Genomic DNA, 24,012 nt, shown 5'->3' on the forward strand with positions numbered 1-24,012 from the left:
TTAGACTGTAAGTAAATATTTAGCAGTATTAAAATAATATTGATAAAATCTAAGACTATATTTGAAAATGTATGAAACAAAATAAAATTCTACTTATATTAAAAGCACTCGAAGGGCGCGGTGCAGAACGCATGGTCACGATATTAGCGCGTGCCTACCTAGAAATGGACTATAACGTCCATGTGCTTTGTTTAGAGGATACAAAGGATATGCGCTTAGATTCGCGCGTACATTATCATGTGGTCACTTATAATCAGCCTCTATTCGAGACAGAGTATGAGCAAGCCACCGCTTATAAACAGGTTGCCGCCCGCATTGATGATTATGTGCTTAGCCATATAGGAACGCCTAAATTAATCTTGGCTAATATCTACAAAATCAATTGGATAATGGCGTATAGCAATCTGCCTAATATCGTCAATGTATTGCATACTGCAGTTTCAAGGCAGTTTCAAATACCACTCAAAACGACTACTAATCAGACCGTAAATCATCTAAAAATGGTCTATGGCGCTCACCCTTGTAGCTGTGTCAGCGAAGGCGCCCGCCGAGATTTATTAGCGCTGATTGGTCATCACGAGCATAGAATCACGACGATTTATAATCCATGTGATGTCAGTCAAATTCAACAATTGGCTAGCGAGCCTTTATCTATTAAAGAGTTTGGCTTGACTGATAAAGGTTATATCATTCATGTGGCCTCGTTTGACGCTATGAAGGGTCATCGTGAGTTACTGCAAGCCTATGCCAAAACGGAGAGCAAGCTACCATTGATTTTGGTAGGTAAAGGTCGACTTGAAGATGAAATAAAGCAGTTAGCGATTGAGTTGAAAATTGAGGATAAAGTATGTTTTTTGGGCTTTTATACCAACCCTTATCCTTTAATTGCTAACGCTGCACTACTTATTATGACATCTAAGTATGAGGGCTTTGGTTATGTCATTGTCGAAGCACAGGCACTGGCTGTGCCGGTGATTAGTACTGACTGTCCATTTGGTCCAAGAGAGTTGTTACCTCAGAAAAATCTAGTTACCGTCGGTGACATCGAAGGGTTGGCAGCGCTAATGACTCAGGCAATTAATGATCATGATCAATTTATAACGCCGTTGAATCAACAGCTATTACCAAAGCAGATTGCACAGCAGTATTTAGATTTTGCATTATTAGTAAGAAATGCTTAGCAAAAAATAGTTAAGAGAAAACAGTATGAACGAAGGTATTAATTAAAGTCGAACAGTGATTGAGAAATCGGAGAGTGGTTGACAATATTCACGCCAAGATGCTGATAGGTTTTAGCTAATAAATTAAATGAGGGCACAATAGTATTGCTCATAACGTCGTTTAGTGTAGTGGGCGCACTACGTTCTTTGTTTTCATAAAATCGCGGCTTATCATTATTGAGCAAATCAATACCATATAAATGCAGCGTACCTGCACCACGTGAGAAAGCCAGTTGCGTGGCTACATAAGCCACTGTTCCAGCTTCTACAAAGCCGTGAGTAATATCTAAAGACAGTCCGATAGGCGTTGGCTGATGCTGGCTATCGATAATAAATTGAGGATGCTTAGCAAATGCTGATAGGGGTCTTTTTCTATTGAGCGCTTGATATTTGAGCGCATCCTTTAATAACAAACGACTAAATTCTGAACCATTTGCTTTTACACCCCACGGTCTATCGACAGGGTAAATAATATAAATCTGATGATGATACTTTTCTATTATTTCAGGATGAGCAATAGCCAATGCTTCTAGTACTGCTAAGGTAGCGTATAACGGCTGACCGTTATAGTACTTTTCTAAGATATCATACTGATGCAAAATAAAGCGCGCATCGCTGATGACATAACCAACGATATTGGTAAATTTGTGCTGAGCGGTCAGGCTGATGCTACCATTAATAAAAATCGTGGCCGTATTCAATAAGTTGGTAAAATCTACATCAGCAATAGATGGACCTGAAGCAATAATATTGACGGCTTGCTTATTTAACGGTTGTCCAATATCTGTTGCATTAAAGGCATGAATAGATACAATTTGATTGTTAATGTCAAACTCAACGATAGTAGGTAAGGCCAAGTTCAACTCCAAATTTTTTAAAGCAGCGATGATTTGACGGTTTGATGATTGAATTATACCCAATACTCTTTGAGCCAAGGGCTTGGTTTGACATGACGATACCATTTACCGCCGCCACCATTGATAGCATCTGGTGGATTAATCTCACCATGGAAAATAACAATTTTAGCAGCATTTGGCAGAGTAGGTGCGCGTACTAGATTAAATGGAATCGGCGCGATACATTGATATTTAAAGCTGACACACCAGTCTTTATCCCAATACTCTAAGTGATGATGCTCACGTAGATAGTTAGATAAATAAGCTTGCTCATGACGAACTTGAGTACGAATTGTCTCAAAGTTGCGCTCAAAGTTTGCTAATAAATCAGGATACGTGCCCATGCCGATATTAAAGCGATAGACTGAGCTATTACCAATCATCCGCCACGGTTTTTTCCAATCACGTATAATAACGACACTATCATCGTGCTCAGCTTGATAAGTAAAAAAGGCATCAATATTATCAACGATGACAATATCAATATCTAAAAACAGCGCCACACCTTTTAAGTCGTAAAGCTCTGGTTTAAAGGTTGTCAGCTTTTTCCAGCCGCGTTCAGGTCCTGCGGGTAGATTCAGCTCAGGAATAGGATGGCAGATAACAGCAGGATCAATACCATTACTATCATCAGTTAAACAAACCATCTGAAAATCTAAGGTCAGATTACGACGCACCATATTATAAAGGCGGTTGACATATTCAGCACCGTATTTATTACCCCATTTCATGCAAATGATGTAACGCTCCTCAGATAGATTGTTATCTGCCTGCGTTTGAAGAGATGGTAGATCAGAGGTTATATCAGTTGCCATAATGCACTCATATTTATATAAGTAAGGAAGTCATATTAAAAAATAAAGCAGTCAATAGAATAAATAGTAATAGCAAACGCGACTTAAAGTAGTTGTGCTCTCATCAATTATTCACTATAAACTTTAGCATGATAAGTATCAATAAATGCTGCTAAATCATTGCCATTAGCAGTATAAGGATTATCTATGACTGGAATATGCTTAAAGCGGCGATAACCCCACATATAGTGACTAAAATGCGCTTCAATCATAGTTTGCATCGCATGATTAAGCACATAAGCTGCTGTTTCAGTATTGCGATCATATAATGCTGGGTCATCAAGCTTATAACAATGAATATCAAACCCACTACCATCATCGCGGCGTATACAAGATAAGCCAACTAGGGCACACTTGGTCTTGCTAGCCAGCTTAGAAGCTAGGGTGCTGGTTAAGGTTTCGATACCAAAAAAAGGCACAATAACACCGCCTGAGGCGTCAGGAACATGATCAGGAAGCACAATGCTAAAACCGCCTTGTTTAAGCGTCTTAAAGATAGCCTTAACACCGCTACCATCTGTCGGTACCAAAGTCGCATTGAGGCGGGCACGACCTTGTAATATAAAATCGTTGGTAATGTCACCTTTTACGGGTTTATACATGATGGTTGGCGAGCCAAATTGATTGAGCCAGGCGTTCATCATCTCCCACGTACCCAAATGCGGTACGATGGCAAGCATGCCATTAGGGCTAGAAAGCCCCTCAAGCAAAATATTTTTATTGTGCACATCACGAATTTGGGCAATGCTCCACTCGGGTGACATTGCCCAGCTTTTAATCGACTCAATACTGGTTAAGCACTGATTATAAATAATATCTTTGACAATGGTCTGTTTTTGCAAATTAGGTAAGGTATGAGCAATTAGTGCGATGTTTATATTTACGGTGCGCATGATGCTGGCATTGGGCATTCTTAGAATCACCCAAGCCGCAAAACGTGCCAGCATCTGCAAAACAGACAGTGGCACGTATTTGAAAATTTGATACGGATTCATAACCATTCACATGGTGACGAATCACATAACAAGTACTGTAGAAAGTATTTACGCATGATTAAACCATTTACTGAGCAGGTTTGTTGGTATCAGCTTGTACTTTTTCGCGTACACGAATACCAAGATCACGTAGCTGCTTGCTATCCACTCCCGCAGGCGCTTGAGTTAGTGGACATTCAGCAGTTTTGGTTTTTGGGAAAGCAATGACATCACGAATGGAGTCCGCGCCTACCATCAACATAATTAAGCGATCTAAACCAAAAGCCAAACCACCATGTGGCGGTGCACCGAATTTTAGGGCATCAAGTAAGAAACCAAACTTGTCTTCAGCCTCTTGCTCGCCGATACCTAAGGCTTCAAGTACTGCTTGCTGCATATCAAAAGTATTGATACGTAAGCTACCACCGCCAACTTCAGTACCGTTTAAGACCATATCGTAAGCGATAGATAGCGCAGTTTCTGGGCTGTCTTTTAGCTCTTGTACGGTACCTTTAGGCTTAGTAAACGGATGATGCATTGACGTCCAGCGACCATCGTCAGTCTCTTCAAACATTGGGAAATCAGTTACCCAAAGCGGTGCCCACTGACAAGTCGTCATTTCAAGATCTAGACCAATTTTCTGACGTAACGCGCCGATGGCATCATTTACGACACTGGCTTTATCTGCGCCAAAGAAGATAATATCATTGCTCTCTGCACCAGTACGCTCAATTAAGCTTACTAGTACCTCATCAGTCATATTTTTAATGATTGGTGATTGTAGACCAGACTCTTTATCGACACCGTTATTGATGTTAGCTGCGTCATTGACTTTAATATAAGCCAAACCGCGTGCACCATAAATACCAACGAACTTGGTATAAGCATCGATTTGTTTACGGCTTAATGACGCGCCGCCAGGAATGCGTAGGGCAGCCACACGACCTTTAGGATCATTAGCAGGACCTGCGAAGACTTTAAAATCAACGTCTTTCATTAAATCAGCAACGTCGACCAATTTTAATGGGATACGTAAGTCAGGCTTGTCTGATGCATAGTCGCGCATTGCTTCTGCATAGGTCATGCGTGGAAATTGCTCAAATTCAATATCCATCATGGTTTTAAACAGATGCTTAATCAGACCTTCGTTGATATTCATGATTTCTTCTTCATTTAAGAAAGAAGTTTCAATATCCACTTGGGTGAATTCAGGCTGACGATCGGCACGTAAGTCTTCATCACGGAAGCATTTAGCGATTTGATAATAACGATCAAAACCTGACACCATCAATAATTGCTTAAATAACTGTGGCGACTGCGGTAGAGCAAAGAAATTGCCTGGACGCGTACGTGAAGGAACGAGATAATCACGCGCGCCTTCTGGCGTTGCACGAGTCAAAATAGGCGTTTCAACATCTAAGAAACCATGGTCATCTAAATAACGACGAATGGTAGAGGTCGCTTTGGCACGGAATACCATACGCTCTTGCATTTGCGGACGGCGCATATCAAGGTAGCGGTATTTTAAACGCAAATCTTCTGATACCGTAGTTTTCTCATCATTTAACGGGAAAGGCGGGGTTTCAGATTTTGCTAATACTTCAATCTCTTTTGCCAATAGCTCAATATGGCCACTAGTCATATTAGCGTTTTCAGTACCTTCGTAACGACGACGAACACGACCGGTAATTTTTAACACGTATTCTGGACGTACGGCATCAGCAGTCGCGAAGGCTTCTGGAGTATCAGGATCAATGACGACTTGCAAGATACCAGCGCGGTCACGCATGTCTAAAAAAATCACGCCACCGTGATCCCGACGACGGTGTACCCAGCCTACGATACTAATGGTTTGATCGATGAAGCTTTCGGTTACAGCGCCGCAATATTCGTCTCGGTATTCGCTGTGCGTCATAGTGCTTTGCGTCATAATATAGTTATCCAGTTGTCAGCCCAGTTTGAAATATAATCAATTCGAAGTACAGTATGCAGCCATTATTATGCAATTCAAGCTATCCGCTAAAAAAGCACAAATAACGCGAGTAAGACTAATGGTCATCACGTTGGCTGCAGAAAATTTAGTGTAAACGCATATTATGCCTAATCTGCCCCTTTTATACAACCAGCGGCGCCTAATCAACGCTTAGGAATGAAAGCATAGTATTTAATACGTAAAAATCAATACAACCCAATTAAAGTATAAGAACGCTTCGATAGCATGGATATTTATCTAGTAACATCTGTATCAATATAAATATTCACATTTTGCTTGAAAACACCATTCACTATGCACATATCAAGCTAACTTATAAAATCCTATTAAAACACTATTTATCATTTAAGGAATTATGTTGATGCTTTTTCATCCTAGTAAGAACCCTGTTGAGCTAAGAGTTATCCATCTCAATAAAACCCAAGAGCAACGCCGTGAAGACCTGATGGAAGCGACCCAAGGCAAAGCGGCGCTTAAGCAATTGAAAAAAAACATGGCCAAAAAAGCCAAGCAAGCGCTGAAAGCGAAAACTAAAAAACAAAAGAAAAATAGCGATGATAAATCACAAGTGTTTGTTTTAGATTTTGATGGTGATATCAAAGCCACAGCGGTCAAACACTTACGTGAAGAAATTAGCACGCTGATTAGTACAGCCAATAAAGGTGACGAAGTTATCGTGCGTTTGGAGTCAGGTGGTGGTTTGGTACATAGTTATGGACTGGCAGCTGCACAATTGGCGCGTCTAAAAGATGCGGGTTTAAAATTAACCGTATGTGTGGACAAAGTCGCAGCGAGCGGTGGTTATATGATGGCGTGTGTCGCTGATAATGTCATCGCTGCGCCATTTGCTGTTATTGGCTCTATCGGCGTAGTATCGCAATTGCCTAATTTTCATAAATGGCTAAAAAACCACGACGTTGATTTTGAGATGTTTACCGCTGGTGACTATAAACGCACGGTGACTATGTTCGGTGAAAATGACGCTGACGACCGCGCTAAATATCAAGAAGAGCTAGAGCAGACGCATGAGTTATTTAAGCATTTTGTTAATACCTACCGCCCAGCATTGGATGTTGCAAAAGTCGCTACTGGCGAGCATTGGTATGGTGAAGACGCGCTAAAATTGAACTTAATTGACAAGCTGCAAACCTCAGACAGTTATATTTTAGAGCGCATGGAAAATAATGAAGTCTATGCGCTACATTCACGCCAAAAACCAACGCTTGCTGAAAAGTTAGGATTGTCGCAAGCGGCAGAAGCAACAGTGAATATGGCGATTGATAAGCTTCCAGACGCATTAGCACGGTTTGACTTTAACAGCCGCTTAAATATCTTAAAGTAGTCTTTAGATTTCCACTCTAAATTGATTGATTGTTTGTATTTTGTAAAAGGCGTGTCCTAACGGGTCGCGCCTTTTTTCTGTTTATTAATAGGCGCTATGTTATAAATGATGCATACAGAAAGCAGTATACGTACGTACACTATAAAATTTTCATCAATCTTTAACTAAGCTTTGATGAAAATAGTCAACCATTAGCTAAGAAAAGGAAGTCATCTATGTCTGATAATTCATTAATGTTCACGGCAACAGAACATGGTCAAGCCATGCATGCCAAAGTTAAAGCGTTTATCGAAACCCATATTGAGCCGATAGAAGCGCAGTTTTGGCAGGACTGTCATGAGCAAAATCCTGATGGCAATTGGAAAAATTGGCAGTGGCCAGAAAAGTATGAAAGCTTACGTAAACAAGCGCGTGAAGCAGGTCTGTGGAATTTATTTCTGCCTGATGATACTTTAGGTGCAGGTCTGTCAGTGACCGACTATGCCCCGATTGCAGAATTGACCGGACGCAGTTCACTAGCGCCTTATGTGTTTAACTGTAATGCCCCAGATAGCGGTAATATGGAGTTGTTATGGCGTTATGGTACTCAAGAGCAGCAAGATAAATGGCTAACGCCAATCTTAGAAGGTAAAACCCGTTCGGTGTTTTGTATGACTGAGCCCGATGTAGCCTCCAGTGATGCGACCAATATGCAAGCGACGGCTGTCGTCGATAGTGATGAGATTATCATTAATGGTAGCAAATGGTGGTCATCTGGTCTTGGCGATCCTGCGGTTGATGTGCTAATTGTTATGGCCTATACCCCTGATGAAAATAAAGATCGTCATCATCAACACTCTATGGTTTTGGTTCCGGCAAAAACAGCGGGCGTTAATATTGAGCGTATGCTCAAAGTATTTGGCGATTATGATGCGCCGCATGGTCATGGCGAAGTCAGCTTTAACGATGTACGCGTGCCAGTCAGTCACTTTATTGGTGGACCAGGCATGGGCTTTGAGATTGCCCAAGGTCGCTTAGGGCCAGGTCGTATTCATCACTGTATGCGCTGTATTGGTGCTGCCGAAAAGTCTCTAGAGCTGGCGATTAAACGCGGTATGGAGCGTACCGCTTTTGGTAAGCCATTACTACAGTTAGGCGGCAACTTTGAGCGACTCGCTGAAGCACGTATTAAAATTGACCAAGCACGCTTGCTGACTTTATATGCCGCACAAAAAATGGATGCCCAAGGTACAAAAGCGGCATTGACTGAAATCTCAGCTATTAAAGTGGTTGCACCAACGGTACTGCAAGAAGTCGTTGATATGGCGATTCAAATTCATGGCGGTATGGGTGTTTGCCAAGATACGTTATTGCCAAGCTTCTTTGCCCAAGCACGCGCGCTACGCTTAGCTGATGGTCCTGATGAAGTGCATAAAACCATGATTGCGAAATTAGAATTAAAGCGTCAGGGCTTTAGTCGTTCGTCCAAACCTGCTAAATAATAATTATAAATGTTATTGCACTTATAGCTTAAATAGAAAATCAGTGTAAAAAAACGATTGATAAAAATTCACTATCGAATATTTGATAGTGAATTTTTCATCCCTATACTTATATAGCTAAACTTACATAGCTAAAAATAACTGACCAAACGATAAGGAATGTCTCATGGCAACTGTTAATAATGCCAAAAATTATGATAATAAAACATCAGATAAAGTATTAGATAAAGGCGGTGCTGTCCGCGAAGGTGAGGAGCTTGATGCCAAAGCGGTCAGTGAATGGTTGCGCGCTCAGGGTGTTGAGATAGAAGGCGAGCCTACCGTTACTCAATTCTCAGGTGGCGCATCAAACTGGACCTACCGCTTACAATATGACGGTCAACATGATGGTGAAGATAACGCTGAAAGTAAAAGCCAAGATCTAATCTTGCGTCGCCCGCCAAAAGGCACCAAAGCCAAGTCTGCGCATGATATGGTACGCGAATATACGGTACAAAAAGCATTAAAAGATGCTTATCCTTATGTACCGAAAATGGTCGCTCTATGTACCGATGAAGAGGTTATCGGTGCTGATTTTTATGTCATGGAACGTATGCAAGGCATTATTCCGCGTGCCAATTTACCAAAAGGTGTTGATTTAGACGAAGCGCAAACTCGCGCCTTATGTACCAATGTCATTGATGCTTTGATTGAGCTGCATCAAGTCGATTATACCGAACATCCGGACTTAGTAAATCTAGGTCGCGGTGATGGTTACTGTGAGCGTCAAGTCAGTGGCTGGGATAAGCGCTATGTGAAAGCGAAAACGCCTAATGTACCTAGCTTTGCCTTAGTACGCCATTGGCTGGGTAAGCATACGCCTGCCGATAGCAAAACCTGCGTCATTCATAATGACTGGCGTTTTGATAATGTGATTTTGGATGCAGCAGATCCTACTAAAGTGATAGGCGTTCTTGATTGGGAAATGGCAACCTTAGGTGATCCTTTAATGGACTTGGGTAGCGCCTTGGCCTATTGGATTGAAGCAGACGATAATATCATTATGCAGCAGTCACGTCGTCAGCCAACGCATTTAAAAGGCATGATGACGCGTGATGAAGTGGTTGCTTATTATCTTAAACAGACCGGCTTAGAGGTAGATAACTGGACTTTTTATGAAGTATTTGGTTTATTCCGTTTAGCGGGTATCGTGCAGCAAATTTACTACCGCTACTATCATAAACAAACGACCAATCCTGCGTTTAAGAACTTTTGGATTATCGTTCATGTATTACATGCCAAATGTCTAAAGCTGATTGCTCAGTATGAAGGCGAGGTGCTATTTACCAGTCATGTGCAGCCGCATCTACAAGATATGGGTGTTGACACTACTATGATCGAGCAGCTTCCAATGCCTTTACAAGGTGTTATTAAAGGCATTTTGCCAAAGATTTATTTTACGAAAAATACTGATAAACCTGAAGAATAAGCATTTAAATCAAATAAATAAAAATTTCGAATTTATCGTTAATAAAGTGGCAATAAGATAATAATAAGGCAATAATTTATGGCAACCCTACTGTTAGCGCGTCATGGACAAGCGTCATTTGGTCAAGAAAACTATGACCAGCTCTCAGAGTTAGGTAGCATTCAAGCGCAAATGCTCGGTCAGCATTATGCGAGCACCCAGCGTTCAATTGATGCTATTTTTACCGGTAGCTTGGTCAGGCAACAGAATTCTGCTCGTCATTTTTGGGACAGCTATCAATCATCTGTTGATACTAATAGCGATATATCTAGTCTATCTGCTATCGACTTAAATGTGCCAGATAGCTACGTGCTGCCACAGTTCGATGAGTTCAATCATAAAGATGTGTTTATTAAGTCAAATCCTGCTTTTAGCAGTCAAGGAGCCATTGCTGCTGAGATTGCTAAAGCGGAGGTGCCGATGACACGTCTGGCTGAGCTGTTTGATAATGCCATGCAGCGCTGGCATAGTGGTGATTATGATCATGATTACATAGAAAGCTGGTCACAGTTTAATGAGCGGGCGAAGCAAGCGCTTGAGCAAATACGCTTAAAAATAACCACGCTAAATTTGAGTGGTGATAGTACGGTATTAGTATTTACCTCGGGCGGTGTGATTGCGGCTATTACGGCACAATTATTACAACAAGGCAGTCAAAGTGCTTATCAGCTAAATAAAAGCTTGGTAAATACCGGTGTAACGTCTGTGACCTTAAAAGAACAAGAATCGCGCTTACTATCATTAAATGAATACAGTCATTTATTCGCTGATGGTAAGCGTTTTGTCACATGGCGATGATTTAATAAGGTAATGCGTGCTCTTATAGTTGCGATTAGTCTATCAGCAGATACTACTAAAGCCAGATAGACAGTTAACAGTGTTTGCGTTATCTTGAGAGCGTCATCGACAAATAAGGGAATGTTCATGCAAAATAAGTTATTAAGCTTAGCGACAAAAACGGCTGGCAAACGTAAAAATCAATTATTAAGTGCCGTACAGCCAGCACGCTATTTAAAAGGCTTAAATAAACAACAAGTAGGTCGTGGTAAAACGATTTTAATCACAGGTGCTAGCTCAGGATTGGGCGAGGGTATGGCAAGATTGTTTGCCAAGCTAGGCTATAATTTAGCGATTTGTGCGCGTCGTACCGATCGTTTAGAGAGTCTACAAACAGAGCTGATAGCACAATATCCTGATATTCGTATTGAATATCGCGTATTAGATGTCAGTGATTACGATGCAATTTTTAAAGTTTTTGACGCTTTCGCTGCTAATTTTGGTCATATTGATAGAGTAGTAGTCAATGCCGGTATTGGTGACAGTCGCCGTATTGGTAAAGGGCGCTTTGATACCAATCGTAAAACTGTAGAAATTAATTTCATATCAGCATTGGCTCAGTGTGAAGCGGCGATGAATATTTTTCGCGCGCAAAACAGCGGTCATCTGGCGGTGATATCGAGTATGTCAGCGATGCGCGGATTACCAAAGCATCTAACTGCTTATGGCGCTAGTAAAGCAGGCTTAGCGCATCTTGCCGAAGGCATTCGTGCTGATATGCTGTTAACCAAACTGCCGATTCAAGTCTCTACTATCTATCCAGGTTATATCCGTACTGAAATCAATACCAATGCGAAACCTTTACCGTTTGAAGTCGATGCTGACACTGGCACCAAAGCCATCGTTGCAGCGATTGAAGCTGGCGTAGATGAAGCTTGCGTACCAAGCCTACCATGGTCAATTGTCGGTCAAGCAATGAAGCACTTGCCATTACAAATAGTAAATAGAGTGAGCTAATAGCAGCTGCTTTGATATTTATATGAGAAATAATAAAGATAAGTTAAAACCCTAAAAAGCCCGCTATATTGAATATAGCGGGCTTTTTATTTCTTCTAGAAATTGAAACACTTAAACCTTACAAGGTTTGAGGATTGTCTGACAGATGCTTTTCACGCAGTTTTTGGCGTAGTATTTTACCGACGTTACTTTTTGGTAGCTCAGTGACAAACTCAATATGACGCGGACATTTATAGCCAGTCAAGTTATCGATAGCAAAGTCCTTGATATCGCTCTTGGTCACGTTATTGTCAGCAGGAATGATATAAATTTTAACCGCTTCACCCTGATGTTCATCAGGGATACCAATCACAGCACAATCAATAATACCTTTAAAATCGAGCATAACTGACTCAATCTCATTTGGAAAAACGTTAAAGCCTGAGACTAAAATCATGTCTTTTTTGCGATCAAGTAGGGTGATATAGCCATTTTCATCCATGCTGATGATATCGCCCGTACGGAAATAGCCATCTTTGGTAAAGTCATTGGTCGTGTCTTTATTAAAGTAACCTGAGGTGATATTGGGTCCTTTGATACACATCTCACCAGCTTGATGTAAGCCAACCTGCTCACCATTATCATCGACTACGATAATATCGACACTTGGCACAGGAATGCCGATAGTACCGTTAAATTTACGATCTGTGATGATATTGGCAGTACCAGCAGCAACCCCTTCTGTCATACCCCAACCTTCAACCATAGGGCAACCAGTCACTTCTAACCAGCGCGCTGCTGTCTGCTCAGTTGCCGCCATACCTCCGGCTTGCGATATACGTAACGAACTAAAATTTAAGTCTTTAAAGGTAGGTTGATCAAGTAACCCTTTAAATAGCGTATTAACTGCAGGAAGAATATGGAACGGCTGTTTTGATAACGTTTTGATAAATCCAGGCATATCACGTGGGTTTGGTATCAAAATAAAAGTATATCCTGAGCGCATACCGAGCAAGCTAAGCATAAAGGCAAAAATATGATATAGCGGCAGTGCCATGACCATGTTGATATAGACTTCGTTAATCTCTGAGGTAATAGGGCGATACCATGCTTCTGATTGCATGGCCGCAGCTACCACATTACGCTGCGTGAGCACCGCGCCTTTAGATAGGCCGGTTGTACCACCGGTATATTGCAAAATAGCTTTTTGTTGCAGGGAAGTTTTTGGTGCTTGGAAAGGCAGGCTTTTACCTTTTTTAAGTACATCAGGGAATTTAGTGACGTTATACTTAGGATCGTTTAGATTATATTTAGGCACTAAGCGTTTAACTTGACGGATGACGGTGTTGACCAAAATCCCTTTCAGTCCCATCATATCGCCCATTTTTGATAGGACAATACGTTTAATATCAGTTTCTTCAATGACTTGTTCAAGTGCTTGAGCAAAATTATCCACTACAAAGATAACCTGAGCGCCTGAGTCATTCAATTGATGACGCAGCTCACGACCAGTATATAGTGGATTGATAGGCGTGCAGACATAGCCTGCGCGCAAAATACCAATCATCGTTGGTAGATATTGCGGCACGTTCGGCATCATAAGCGCGACTACGCTACCTTTAGGAATACCTTGCGCCTGCAACCAAGCAGCAACAGCAAGAGAGGCTTTATCGACGTCATTATAGGTGTGAGTCACACCCATACAAATAGTCATACGATGCATACGGAAGCGGTTAAAACACTCTTCATACAGCTCGACGAGGCTTTCATACTGATCAGGATTAATAGTCTTGGGTACGTTTGCTGGGTATTGAGCAAGCCAAGGTTTATCTGTTGTCATACTGAGTGTCCTTAAATTTTACGATCAATTAAGGCTCTATACAAAAGTAGTCACATCCATGTCAACAATATGAATCATCGCAAGCTAAGCGATGCATTGTCGAGTGCTATCCATCTATTCACAAACTGCTAAAATACGGCGATCTTGATACAATTTATTTTATTTAACTATACAGAAAAAGCGCCTGAATAGATTAAATCGCTGGTTTTTACTACTGTCTAAAAAGTGTACTTCTGCATAAGGTTAATAAATCAACCTCATATCAAGATACTGTTATCTTTTGCTACAATACGATAAGTTGTAAATATTACCGTAACATAATTTGGCAGTACATTAACATAACTGTAATTGAGTGGGTTAAGAGTATACAAGAACTTGAGAGTTTATCGTGATGCTTGATAAATAAAAATATATGCTGTAAATAAAGTGCCAAGTTGTTCTGACAATCAATGTGCTTATATTGATGATGGATAAATAAAAAAGCACCCTATATTTAATATAGAGTGCCTTTTGATATCAATGCTTTAGCGTTATTAGTGCTGCGGGTTATCCGCCATATGCTTTTCACGCAGTTTTTGACGTAGTACTTTACCAACGTTACTTTTGGGTAGTTCAGTGACAAATTCGATATGACGTGGACATTTATAGCCTGTCATATTGTCTAAAGCAAACTCTTTGATAGAGTTTTTGGTCACATTGTTATCAGCAGGAATGACATAAATTTTGACCGCTTCACCTTGATTGTCATCAGGAATACCAATCACTGCACAATCAATAATACCTTCGCAATCGAGCATGACCGATTCAATCTCATTGGGAAAGACGTTAAATCCTGATACCAAAATCATATCCTTTTTACGGTCAAGGAGTCGGAAGTAGCCTTTTTCATCCATGCTGACGATATCGCCGGTGCGGAAGTAACCATCTTTAGTGAAATCAGCACTACTGTCTTTATTAAGATAACCCGACGTAACATTAGGCCCTTTAACGCACATTTCACCTGCTTGATTGACACCGACAGGATTGCCTTCGTCATCGATAATAATGACATCAACACTCGGTACAGGCACGCCAATCGTACCATTGAATTTGCGATCGGTCACGACGTTAGCTGTACCCACGGCGACGCCTTCAGTCATACCCCAACCTTCAATCATAGGGCAGCCTGTGGTTTCAAGCCAGCGTCTTGCCGTTTGCTCAGTCGCTGCCATACCACCTGCTTGTGAAATACGTAGCGAGCTAAAATCTAAGTTTTTAAAGTTAGGATTATCCAGCAAGCCTTTAAACAAAGTATTAACGGCAGGAAAAATATGGAACGGCTGTTTTGATAAAGTTTTAACAAAGCCTGGTATATCACGTGGGTTAGGAATCAATATAAAGGTGTAACCTGAGCGCATACCCAGTGAGCTCAGCATAAAGGCAAAAATATGATATAACGGCAGTGCCATAACCATATTGATATAAACCTCATTAATCTCTGAGGTAATTGGGCGAGTCCATGCTTCTGACTGCATTGCACCTGCAACAATATTACGCTGGGATAAAATAGCACCTTTAGACAGCCCTGTTGTACCACCGGTGTATTGCAGAAACGCTGTTTGATCCAAAGATAATTTTGGCTTTTTGAACGGCAGGTTTCTGCCTTTTTTTAGCATGTCAGGGAACTTGGTGACATCGTACTTAGGGTCATTCAGATTATACTTGGGTACCAAGCGCTTGACCTGACGGATAATAGTGTTGACCAGTATGCCTTTCAAACCCATCATATCGCCCATTTTTGATAGGACAATACGTTTGATGTTAGTCTCTTCGATGACTTGCTCAAGTGCTTGAGCGAAGTTATCAACCACAAAAATAACTTTAGCGCCTGAATCATTCAATTGATGACGCAGCTCGCGACCAGTATAAAGAGGGTTAATAGGAGTACAGACATAGCCTGCGCGCAAAATACCAATCATCGTTGGCAAGTATTGCGGTACGTTTGGCATCATAAGTGCAACCACACTACCTTGAGGCAGCCCTTGAGCCTGTAGCCATGCAGCAACTGCAATAGACGCTTTATCAATGTCATCGTAAGTATGGCTCACGCCCATACAGATAGTCATAGGATGCATGCGAAAGCGATCGAAGCACTCTTCATACAGCTCCATGATGCTGCTATATCTATCTGGATCAATCGTTTTTGGTACACCAGTAGGATAGTTTGCAAGCCAAGGTTTATTCGGCGTCATAGTCAGCGTCCTTGAAATATAAGAGGGTTAAATGTGGGTATCTAAGCAGTCAGATCCGTGTCAATAAGAAAAACAGCGCTGACGTAAAATAATAATCGCTGAGTTTGACAATATCCTTATCTATTGACGGACTACTAAAAGGTTTAATTGGTTTGCTATTAATGAGTAGCGAAAAGATGAGTATTTAATTAGAAAGCTATCTAAAAATATTGTCTAATCTAAGAAAAGAACTCAACGCCACTATATCGCCTGTTATTAACACAAAAAAATAATATATCAAATATATAAGGATACATTTAAGCAATACGTTAGCATGAATTTAGTCTATGGTACTACACGCATGCGAGTACTGCTCAGTACAGGAAATATCTTGATTGATGAATGTATATTTAGGTTTAAAGAAAAATCGAGAAAGGCTGAAAGCTTTAGAGTAATAATTTGTAAAAATATTTAAGAGGTTACTTGTTATGTTCAGCTATCGCTTTCTCTATAGCATCTCGTAATAGTTGTGGCACACGAATAGGGCGCATAGGTGCAGTATTATTGACGGTTTTATTCGACTCATTATTGCCCACGGCATCTGGAGTGATTTGATTCTGTACGCAGGCAACAACGATCTTGGCGCTACTCAGCAAAACAGCTTTGGCATTGTCAGCCGCTTCATCCTGAGCTGATTGACGATAAATACTTTGATAAAAGATGATGCTGGCAGGTTTTAGCTCGACTTTATCAACACTTACTTTGATAGTTTCATCTAATAAAATAGCACGCTTATATTGTAAGTCTACTTGGCTAACCACAAAATGCTGAATCTGACCGTCATTAGCCTGCAAAAAATAGCCATTTAAATCAAGCTGAGTAAACCAATCGCGGCGACAGTTTTCAAAAAATACCAAGTGATTGGCATGATAAACTATACCGCCTGCATCAGTATGATTGATATAGACATTATAGTCGGTCGCAAATAGCGGTGTGGCCGCGCATTCAGATTTGGTTATAGTGGCTGGTTTTGTATCAGTTACTTTTGTCATAATAGGGCTCAATGAATATTTTAATAATAGTGCATTATAAATTGACTAAATACCGTTGCGCGATATAGATAACATCTTTCAATAAAAAGATGATAGGCGTGGTTCGGTGGCTTAAGATCAGGGTTCAATAGTATGGTTTGATAAAATGGTACGAAAAATAGCCAAATAATCAGTCTAAATAACCACTCTAACTCAAGATATAAAACGGCGCAACAGCTAGCGCTGGCTATGTCTGTTATCATAAGCGTATTTTTTTATTTTAGAGTGGCGATATTTATTTCTAAGCACATTCTATAATGGCATTTATCTATCAAAGCAGTTACTTGTAAAAGCACTGTTTATAAAATTGCTATCTATAGAGTTGGTATTTATAAAATTACCGTGCTTTCATTTATTAGATTAGGATAATTTATGACCCGTTTTGTTTGTTTTAATATCAATGGTATCCGTGCCCGTCAACATCAGTTAGAGGCGGTGCGAGATATTATCGATCCTGATGTTATGGGTCTCCAAGAAACCAAGGTACATGATGAGCAGTTTCCGCTTGAAAATGTAGAAAGCTTGGGCTATCACGTCGAGTATTTTGGGCAAAAGGCGCATTACGGCGTGGCATTATTATCAAAAGTTGCGCCTATTTTTGTGCAAAAAGGCTTTCCTGGTGAAGACGCTGAGGCACAAAAACGCTTTATCCATGCGCGCTATGAGTTTAATGGGCGTGAGATTGACGTACTCAATGGCTATTTCCCACAAGGCGAGAGCCAAGACCATCCAACTAAATTTCCGATGAAACGCGCTTATTATGCCGATTTAATGGCGTATATTGATACGCTAAAGGCAGAAGGTCGTTCGCTGGTGATTATGGGTGATATGAATATTGCCCCTGAAGATATCGATATTGGTATTGGTGAGGTGAATGCTAAGCGCTGGCTAAAAAACAGAAAGACTTCGTTTTTACCAGAAGAGCGTGAGTGGTATAGCGATCTGATGTCACGTGAGCTGACCGATACCTACCGTTTGCATTATCCAGAAAGTACTGAATTGTATAGCTGGTTTGATTATCGTAGTCGCGGTTTTGATGATGACCCTAAGCGTGGACTACGTATCGATCATATTCTATGCACACCTGATTTGGTTGAGCATTGTGTTGATGCAGGTATCAGCTATGAACTAAGAGGTATGGAAAAACCATCTGACCATGCACCTATTTGGACGGAATTTAATTTAAATAAAGTATAATATTTTTGGCATTATCATTAAGTTTTATAATTAATAAAAATATACCAATATCAATAATTAAGGAGTGAGTTATGGCGGTTGGTAATGTTGCAGTACCTGAGATTATTTATCCTATCAAAGGCATTAAATTAAGCGCTAGCGCAGCAGGCGTACGTTATAAAGATCGCGATGATTTGGTGGTTATTGAGATTACAGCTGATGCTGCCACTGCAGTGGTGACGACTAAGAATACCTTTTGTGCGGCGCCTGTGCGTGTATTGCGTGAACATTTTGCTAACGCTTCTCCGCGCTATTTGGTGACCAATACTGGTAATGCTAATGCGGGAACCGGTGCTGATGGCAAACGACGTGCGGTAGATATCTGTACGGCGCTTGCTGCTAAAGCTGGAGTGGATAGTGATACGGTATTGCCATTTTCGACGGGTGTTATTGGTGAGCCATTAAATAGTGAAGCGATTATCACTGGATTAGACAATGCATTAGCTAGCCTAGCGCCTGATAATTGGCTTGCTGCAGCGAATGGTATCCGTACGACAGACACCATTCCAAAGCTTGCCAGTAAAAAGATTGATGTTGCGGATAGCTGTTATCACATTACTGGCATGTCAAAGGGCTCAGGTATGATACGCCCTAATATGGCGACCATGCTTGGCTATGTGGCAACCGATGCCAATATCGCTGCTGACTTATTGCAAGAGATGCTAAGCGCGATTAATGAGCAGTCTTTTAATCGCATTACGGTCGATGGTGACACCTCAACCAATGATTGCTGCGTATTAATAGCGACAGGCGCTGCTAGTTTAGATGTCATTGACAGCCCTGAGCATCCCCATTATCAGCCGATGTTTGATGCGTTAGCTCAAGTCTTCATACGTTTGGCACAATTGATTGTACGTGATGGCGAAGGTGCTACTAAATTTATGACGGTCAAAGTTACCGGCGGCAAAACTACACAAGAGTGTTGCGATGTAGCATATGCAGTTGCGCATTCACCATTAGTTAAAACAGCGTTTTTCGCCAGTGATGCTAACTGGGGTCGTATATTAGCAGCCGTCGGTTATGCAGGGATTGAAGACCTCGATACCGAGCAAGTCGATGTCTATTTGGACGAGATTATGATTTGTCAAAACGGTGGTATTGCGCCAACTTATACAGAAGAGGCTGGCAAGAATGTGATGAATCGTCCTGAGATTACCATTCATATTGACCTTGCGCGCGGTGATGCTAGTGATACGGTTTACACCTGCGATTTGTCTTATGAGTATGTCAAAATAAATGCCGACTATCGTAGCTAAGGCATATTGGTAATCGCTTATAGCAAAATTTTATTATTGTAAACGTTCAGAATCTTCATTGTTCTGAACGTTTTTTATTTTTCTAACTTTTGTTTTTCCAAATAGTTTACCATTACTATTCATTAACACCAGTTGCAAAAGCTGACGTTACGTTACAAAGCAGTTGTAGAGGCGCAGTGACTTTGCGCCCTATACTTGTTGAATAAATTAAAAACGAGTATAGAAAAACACATTTACTTTAAAATGAATAAAGAAAATTTAAAAAACACAATAACTATGAATATTCTGAGGATCTTATAATGAAAAAATTAGCATTAGCAGCAGTAATGGCAACGTTTGTTTTATCAGGTTGTTCAACAATGGCTACAGATGATACTCGTACCATGGTCGTTGAAGGTGAACCAGCAGTGGTGAAAGTCATTAACATTCCAAGTTTTAAAATAGAGATAGCACCACTAAAAGCGGTGTGTGAGCTACAAGCCTCTAATGGTACTATGATTGAGTCAGAGTGCTTGCAATATCGTCAAACGTATCAGAAAAATTACACCCCTTTAAATGGTGATATTCAAGGCTTTACCTATGAGCCAAATTATCGTTATGTTCTTGACGTTCGCCAAGAAGCAATGATGGATGAAGTAACCAATGTAGTTAAGCCAGTTTGGATACTGAACCAAGTAGTGTCGAAAAAAGCGGAATAGTTGCTTATTAAGTAGTTGTTATGGTTAAGTTAAGAATAATTAGCTTAAAAAAAGACCTCTAATGATTAGAGGTCTTTTTTATAATGGGCTTTGATATATTTCATTCAGCTATAAGCTGCATAATATTAGCATTGGCTGTATTTTACACTGACGCCATGTGTAGCAGTTGGTATGCGATTATCGGCATATACTGCTAAGCCACCGCGAGAAGTTTCTTTATATTTATCAAGCATATCAGCACCAGTGACTTTCATGGTTTCAATAACTTTGTCTAAAGAAACAAAATGTTGACCATTACCACGGCAGGCAAGTCTTGCGGCATTGACCGCCTTAACTGCGCCCATTGCATTGCGCTCGATACAAGGTACTTGCACTAAGCCGCCAACAGGATCGCAGGTCAGACCCAGATTATGCTCAATACCAATTTCGGCAGCATTCAAGCATTTAGCAGGATCGCCACCTAGTATTTCTGCCAATGCAGACGCTGCCATTGCACAAGCTGAACCTACTTCGCCTTGGCAGCCAACTTCAGCACCCGAGATTGAAGCATTTTGCTTAATTAAGCTGCCAATCGCCGTGGCATTTAACAAAAATTTGCGCGCGCCATCAAGGCTATAGTTTGATAAAAAATCACGGTAATAATGCATTACTGCAGGGATAATACCTGCCGCGCCGTTAGTAGGGGCGGTAACCACATTGCCGCCATTGGCGTTTTCTTCATTGACTGCTAAAGCATATAAATCAATCCAATCCATCGCAACTAATTTGTCATTTTGCGCAATTGGCTGGTCTTTTTCAGCACACAACTGTACATATAGGGCTTGAGCACGGCGTCTTACATCTAGGCCGCCCGGTAAAATGCCGCTGTTTTGACAACCACGGGTTACACAATCTTGCATTGATTCCCAAATAGAGTCTAAATACGCAAATACTTCTGCCTGCTCACGGTAATGGCATTCGTTCGCTAGTACCAGCTCGCTCACGCTCAAATGATGCTGACGGCATTGCTCTAATAGCTCTGCGGCGCTATTAAAAGGATAAGGAATCACATCGATAGTCGGTGCGGCGCTATCTTCATCAGGATTGGTCGCATCTTCTTCATTGATAACAAAGCCGCCACCGACAGAGTAATAGGTCTGCTGATAATGGCTGCTATCTACCAAGGACACACGAATAGTCATAGCGTTAGGATGATAGGGTAGAACCGTTTCATCATACCAATGAATATCACGCTCTGTATCAAAGTTAATGATATGCTCACCTGCAATATTGAGCGCTTTATCTGAGAAAATCGGTGCCAAATATTGACTGGTCAAACGCGTATCGATAGTACTAGGCGCATGACCGAGTAAGCCAAGTAAAATAGCAGTATCGGTTGCATGCCCTTTGCCGGTTGCCGCAAGCGAGCCGTATAGCTCAATCTCTAAAGATTGGATATCGCTCAGATTGGTCTGCTTTATGAGTGACTGTACAAACAAATTCGCCGCTATCATAGGACCGACCGTATGAGAGCTTGACGGACCAATACCGATTTTAAACAAGTCAAAAACACTAATCATAATAAGTTACCAAAAAGATGAGGGGAAATCAGAAAACCGTATAGCAAAAACTATCGTACTTATATGGTTATATAATAGGCAACAATAGATATCAGGTACGGTTGATTAGTAAATGTAGAGCATGGTCTATAAAAACGTTTGAGCGTGGTCGCTTCAATGACTGCTGAATAATCGCTGTTGTTTGTTATTAAATTCCGTTATGATGCTCGGCATCAGTACTTATGTAACATCCTGTAAGCTAGGTATCATTGTAAAGTATAGGTAATAAGTATCAAAAAAATAAGTTCAATAAGTACTATCTTAGTCAATACAACTAGAAAAATATAGCGATTCTATAAAATAATTCCTATTATTCACGTATCTCTAAACAGCTGATTGGAGATAGTAGAATATGGTATAAAAATACATAGTTATTGACCATTATGCTCAGTCATTTTTATTATATTGCAAGCTGGCTATTCATTATAATAAGCGCTGTCTATAACGCTGTATTATACAAACACGGTTAGTTATTATTTCCTTATTTATCCGAGCTACTATTAGCCTATATTACTAGTGAGCCATTACTAGTCTCTTATTAGCCTAATTCTATAGGACAATCGCGCATGGCAACTCCTCCAGAACACTCATCTCAATCAACGCAGCATAGCCCAACAGAACCATCAACGCCAAACGCACTAGAAGCAGCGGGTATTGAGGTCGCAAAGGGTTCGGCGACAATGAGCTTATCGCACAATCCCGACTTTGAGAATGGACGCTGGTTTCCAACATGGCGCCCCTTTCAAGGGGATTTAGACTGTACGCCAGTCGGTATTAATGAGTATTTGCCGCCATCAAAAAGTGTGTTGCTCGGCGTACAGCATACCTTTGCGATGTTTGGCTCGACCGTACTTGCGCCTTTGTTGATGGGTTTTGATCCAAACTTAGCTATTTTGATGTCTGGTATCTGTACGGTGATGTTTTTTATGATTACCGGCGGTCGTATGCCAAGCTATTTAGGATCAAGCTTTGCTTTTATTGGTCCTGTGATTGCTGTAACAGCGTATGCGGGTGTAGGGTTCAATGCGAATCTGAACGTTGCTTTGGGCGGTATCATGGCCTGCGGTATTATTTATGCCTTGGTCGGTTTGTTGGTAATGAAAACTGGTACAGGTTGGATTGAGCGCTTGATGCCACCAATTGTTACTGGCGCTATCGTGATGATTATTGGTCTAAATCTAGCACCTGTAACCATCCAAGGAGTATCTGCCAATCAATTTGATGCATGGATGGCAGCTTTAACCGTACTTTTAATCAGCGGGGTTGCGGTATTTACGCGCGGCATGTTACGTCGTCTGTTGTTATTGGTTGGTTTAATACTGTCTTATATCGCTTATTATGTCATGACCAATCTCATGGGTTATGGTGTTCCGATTGATTTTAGTGGGGTATCTGCTGCCTCTTGGTTTGGTTTACCGAGTACCCATGCGCCGAAATTTGAGCTAAGCGCCATTATCTTGATTGCCCCAGTTGCCTTTATTTTAATTGCCGAAAACTTAGGGCATTTTAAAGCAGTAGAAGGTATGACTAAGGCGCGCGTGACTCCTTATATGGGACGTGCATTCTTTGCAGATGGCTTAGCAACGACTTTTTCAGCGGGTTTTGGTGGCACAGGTGTGACCACTTATGCGGAAAATATCGGTGTCATGGCGGTAACCAAGGTATATAGCACCACTATTTTTGTCATTGCAGGTTTGGTTGCTATCATGCTCGGCTTGTCACCGAAATTTGGCGCAATTATTCAAACCATTCCACCAGCATTACTGGGCGGTGCCTCTATCGTAGTCTTTGGTTTGATTGCCATCGCTGGGGCGAAAATTTGGATAGACAGTCATATCGACTTTAGTAAAAACAGTAATCTCATTATCGCAGCGGTGACTGTTATTATGGGTACTGGTAACTTTAGCTTGCATTTAGGCGGCTTTGATTTGGGTGGTATTGGTACCGCTACATTAACGGCAATTGTCCTTAATGCTCTGTTTAACCGACAAAAAGATTAAATTTTAATCATCAAAAACTAAAAAACCTAATATATTAATCAAT

Annotated in this window: 18 protein-coding genes; 10 read left to right on the top strand and 8 right to left on the bottom strand. The window is 41.0% G+C overall.

Going from position 1 to position 24,012, the window contains the following annotated elements:
• Positions 1-71 precede the first annotated feature (71 nt).
• The gene (locus tag ACMHKH_RS10280; RefSeq protein WP_413520547.1) at positions 72-1,181 is read left to right on the top strand and encodes a glycosyltransferase; all 1,110 of its coding nucleotides are present in this window, start codon (positions 72-74) and stop codon (positions 1,179-1,181) included.
• 38 nt (positions 1,182-1,219) lie between these two features.
• On the opposite strand, the gene ACMHKH_RS10285 is transcribed toward ACMHKH_RS10280, so the two are convergent.
• From ACMHKH_RS10285 to aspS, 4 genes are all read right to left on the bottom strand, one after another.
• Positions 1,220-2,077, bottom strand: coding sequence for a hypothetical protein (locus ACMHKH_RS10285; RefSeq protein ID WP_413520548.1), 858 nt, complete (start codon positions 2,075-2,077; stop codon positions 1,220-1,222).
• 53 nt (positions 2,078-2,130) lie between these two features.
• Positions 2,131-2,931, bottom strand: a complete 801-nt coding sequence (locus ACMHKH_RS10290) for a glycosyltransferase (protein WP_413520549.1) — start codon at positions 2,929-2,931, stop codon at positions 2,131-2,133.
• Positions 2,932-3,038: 107 nt separating this feature from the next.
• Positions 3,039-3,965: a lysophospholipid acyltransferase family protein gene (locus tag ACMHKH_RS10295; RefSeq protein ID WP_413520550.1), complete on the bottom strand. Its 927-nt coding sequence runs from the start codon at positions 3,963-3,965 to the stop codon at positions 3,039-3,041.
• A 67-nt stretch (positions 3,966-4,032) separates the two neighbouring features.
• Positions 4,033-5,859 (bottom strand): aspartate--tRNA ligase, encoded by a 1,827-nt coding sequence (gene aspS, locus ACMHKH_RS10300; protein ID WP_413520570.1) that lies wholly within the window; start codon positions 5,857-5,859, stop codon positions 4,033-4,035.
• Between the two features lie 439 nt (positions 5,860-6,298).
• Between aspS and sohB the strand changes: the two genes are divergently transcribed.
• The 5 genes from sohB to ACMHKH_RS10325 all read left to right on the top strand — a co-directional run bounded on the left by sohB (position 6,299) and on the right by ACMHKH_RS10325 (position 12,061).
• A complete protein-coding gene (sohB, locus tag ACMHKH_RS10305; protein ID WP_413520551.1) occupies positions 6,299-7,279 on the top strand; it encodes a protease SohB in 981 nt (326 codons plus the stop codon).
• Positions 7,280-7,512: 233 nt separating this feature from the next.
• Positions 7,513-8,760 (top strand): acyl-CoA dehydrogenase family protein, encoded by a 1,248-nt coding sequence (locus ACMHKH_RS10310; RefSeq protein ID WP_413520571.1) that lies wholly within the window; start codon positions 7,513-7,515, stop codon positions 8,758-8,760.
• Positions 8,761-8,926: 166 nt separating this feature from the next.
• Positions 8,927-10,228, top strand: a complete 1,302-nt coding sequence (locus tag ACMHKH_RS10315; protein WP_413520552.1) for a phosphotransferase family protein — start codon at positions 8,927-8,929, stop codon at positions 10,226-10,228.
• A gap of 78 nt (positions 10,229-10,306) precedes the next feature.
• Positions 10,307-11,065 carry a histidine phosphatase family protein gene (locus ACMHKH_RS10320; protein ID WP_413520553.1) on the top strand — a complete coding sequence of 253 codons (759 nt, stop codon included), beginning with the start codon at positions 10,307-10,309 and terminating at the stop codon, positions 11,063-11,065.
• A gap of 126 nt (positions 11,066-11,191) precedes the next feature.
• Positions 11,192-12,061: an SDR family oxidoreductase gene (locus tag ACMHKH_RS10325; RefSeq protein ID WP_413520554.1), complete on the top strand. Its 870-nt coding sequence runs from the start codon at positions 11,192-11,194 to the stop codon at positions 12,059-12,061.
• Positions 12,062-12,179: 118 nt separating this feature from the next.
• On the opposite strand, the gene ACMHKH_RS10330 is transcribed toward ACMHKH_RS10325, so the two are convergent.
• The 3 genes from ACMHKH_RS10330 to ACMHKH_RS10340 all read right to left on the bottom strand — a co-directional run bounded on the left by ACMHKH_RS10330 (position 12,180) and on the right by ACMHKH_RS10340 (position 17,142).
• Positions 12,180-13,880: an AMP-binding protein gene (locus ACMHKH_RS10330; protein ID WP_413520555.1), complete on the bottom strand. Its 1,701-nt coding sequence runs from the start codon at positions 13,878-13,880 to the stop codon at positions 12,180-12,182.
• Positions 13,881-14,413: 533 nt separating this feature from the next.
• Positions 14,414-16,111 carry an AMP-binding protein gene (locus ACMHKH_RS10335; protein ID WP_413520556.1) on the bottom strand — a complete coding sequence of 566 codons (1,698 nt, stop codon included), beginning with the start codon at positions 16,109-16,111 and terminating at the stop codon, positions 14,414-14,416.
• Positions 16,112-16,569: 458 nt separating this feature from the next.
• Entirely contained in the window at positions 16,570-17,142 is a 573-nt protein-coding gene (locus ACMHKH_RS10340) for a thioesterase (protein WP_413520557.1), read from the bottom strand.
• Between the two features lie 411 nt (positions 17,143-17,553).
• On the opposite strand from ACMHKH_RS10340, the gene xthA reads away from it, so the two are divergent.
• From xthA to ACMHKH_RS10355, 3 genes are all read left to right on the top strand, one after another.
• The gene (xthA, locus tag ACMHKH_RS10345; protein WP_413520558.1) at positions 17,554-18,378 is read left to right on the top strand and encodes an exodeoxyribonuclease III; all 825 of its coding nucleotides are present in this window, start codon (positions 17,554-17,556) and stop codon (positions 18,376-18,378) included.
• 71 nt (positions 18,379-18,449) lie between these two features.
• Entirely contained in the window at positions 18,450-19,673 is a 1,224-nt protein-coding gene (gene argJ, locus ACMHKH_RS10350; RefSeq protein ID WP_413520559.1) for a bifunctional glutamate N-acetyltransferase/amino-acid acetyltransferase ArgJ, read from the top strand.
• Positions 19,674-19,972: 299 nt separating this feature from the next.
• Positions 19,973-20,371, top strand: a complete 399-nt coding sequence (locus ACMHKH_RS10355; protein WP_413520560.1) for a DUF4377 domain-containing protein — start codon at positions 19,973-19,975, stop codon at positions 20,369-20,371.
• Between the two features lie 125 nt (positions 20,372-20,496).
• On the opposite strand, the gene ACMHKH_RS10360 is transcribed toward ACMHKH_RS10355, so the two are convergent.
• Complete coding sequence (locus ACMHKH_RS10360; RefSeq protein ID WP_413520561.1) at positions 20,497-21,930, bottom strand: L-serine ammonia-lyase; 1,434 nt, start codon at positions 21,928-21,930, stop codon at positions 20,497-20,499.
• Positions 21,931-22,535: 605 nt separating this feature from the next.
• Between ACMHKH_RS10360 and ACMHKH_RS10365 the strand changes: the two genes are divergently transcribed.
• Positions 22,536-23,969 carry a solute carrier family 23 protein gene (locus ACMHKH_RS10365; RefSeq protein ID WP_413520562.1) on the top strand — a complete coding sequence of 478 codons (1,434 nt, stop codon included), beginning with the start codon at positions 22,536-22,538 and terminating at the stop codon, positions 23,967-23,969.
• Positions 23,970-24,012: the final 43 nt, after the last annotated feature.

The sequence above is a fragment of the Psychrobacter glacincola genome (genome assembly GCF_965118485.1).
GTDB classification, from domain to species: domain Bacteria; phylum Pseudomonadota; class Gammaproteobacteria; order Pseudomonadales; family Moraxellaceae; genus Psychrobacter; species Psychrobacter glacincola_D.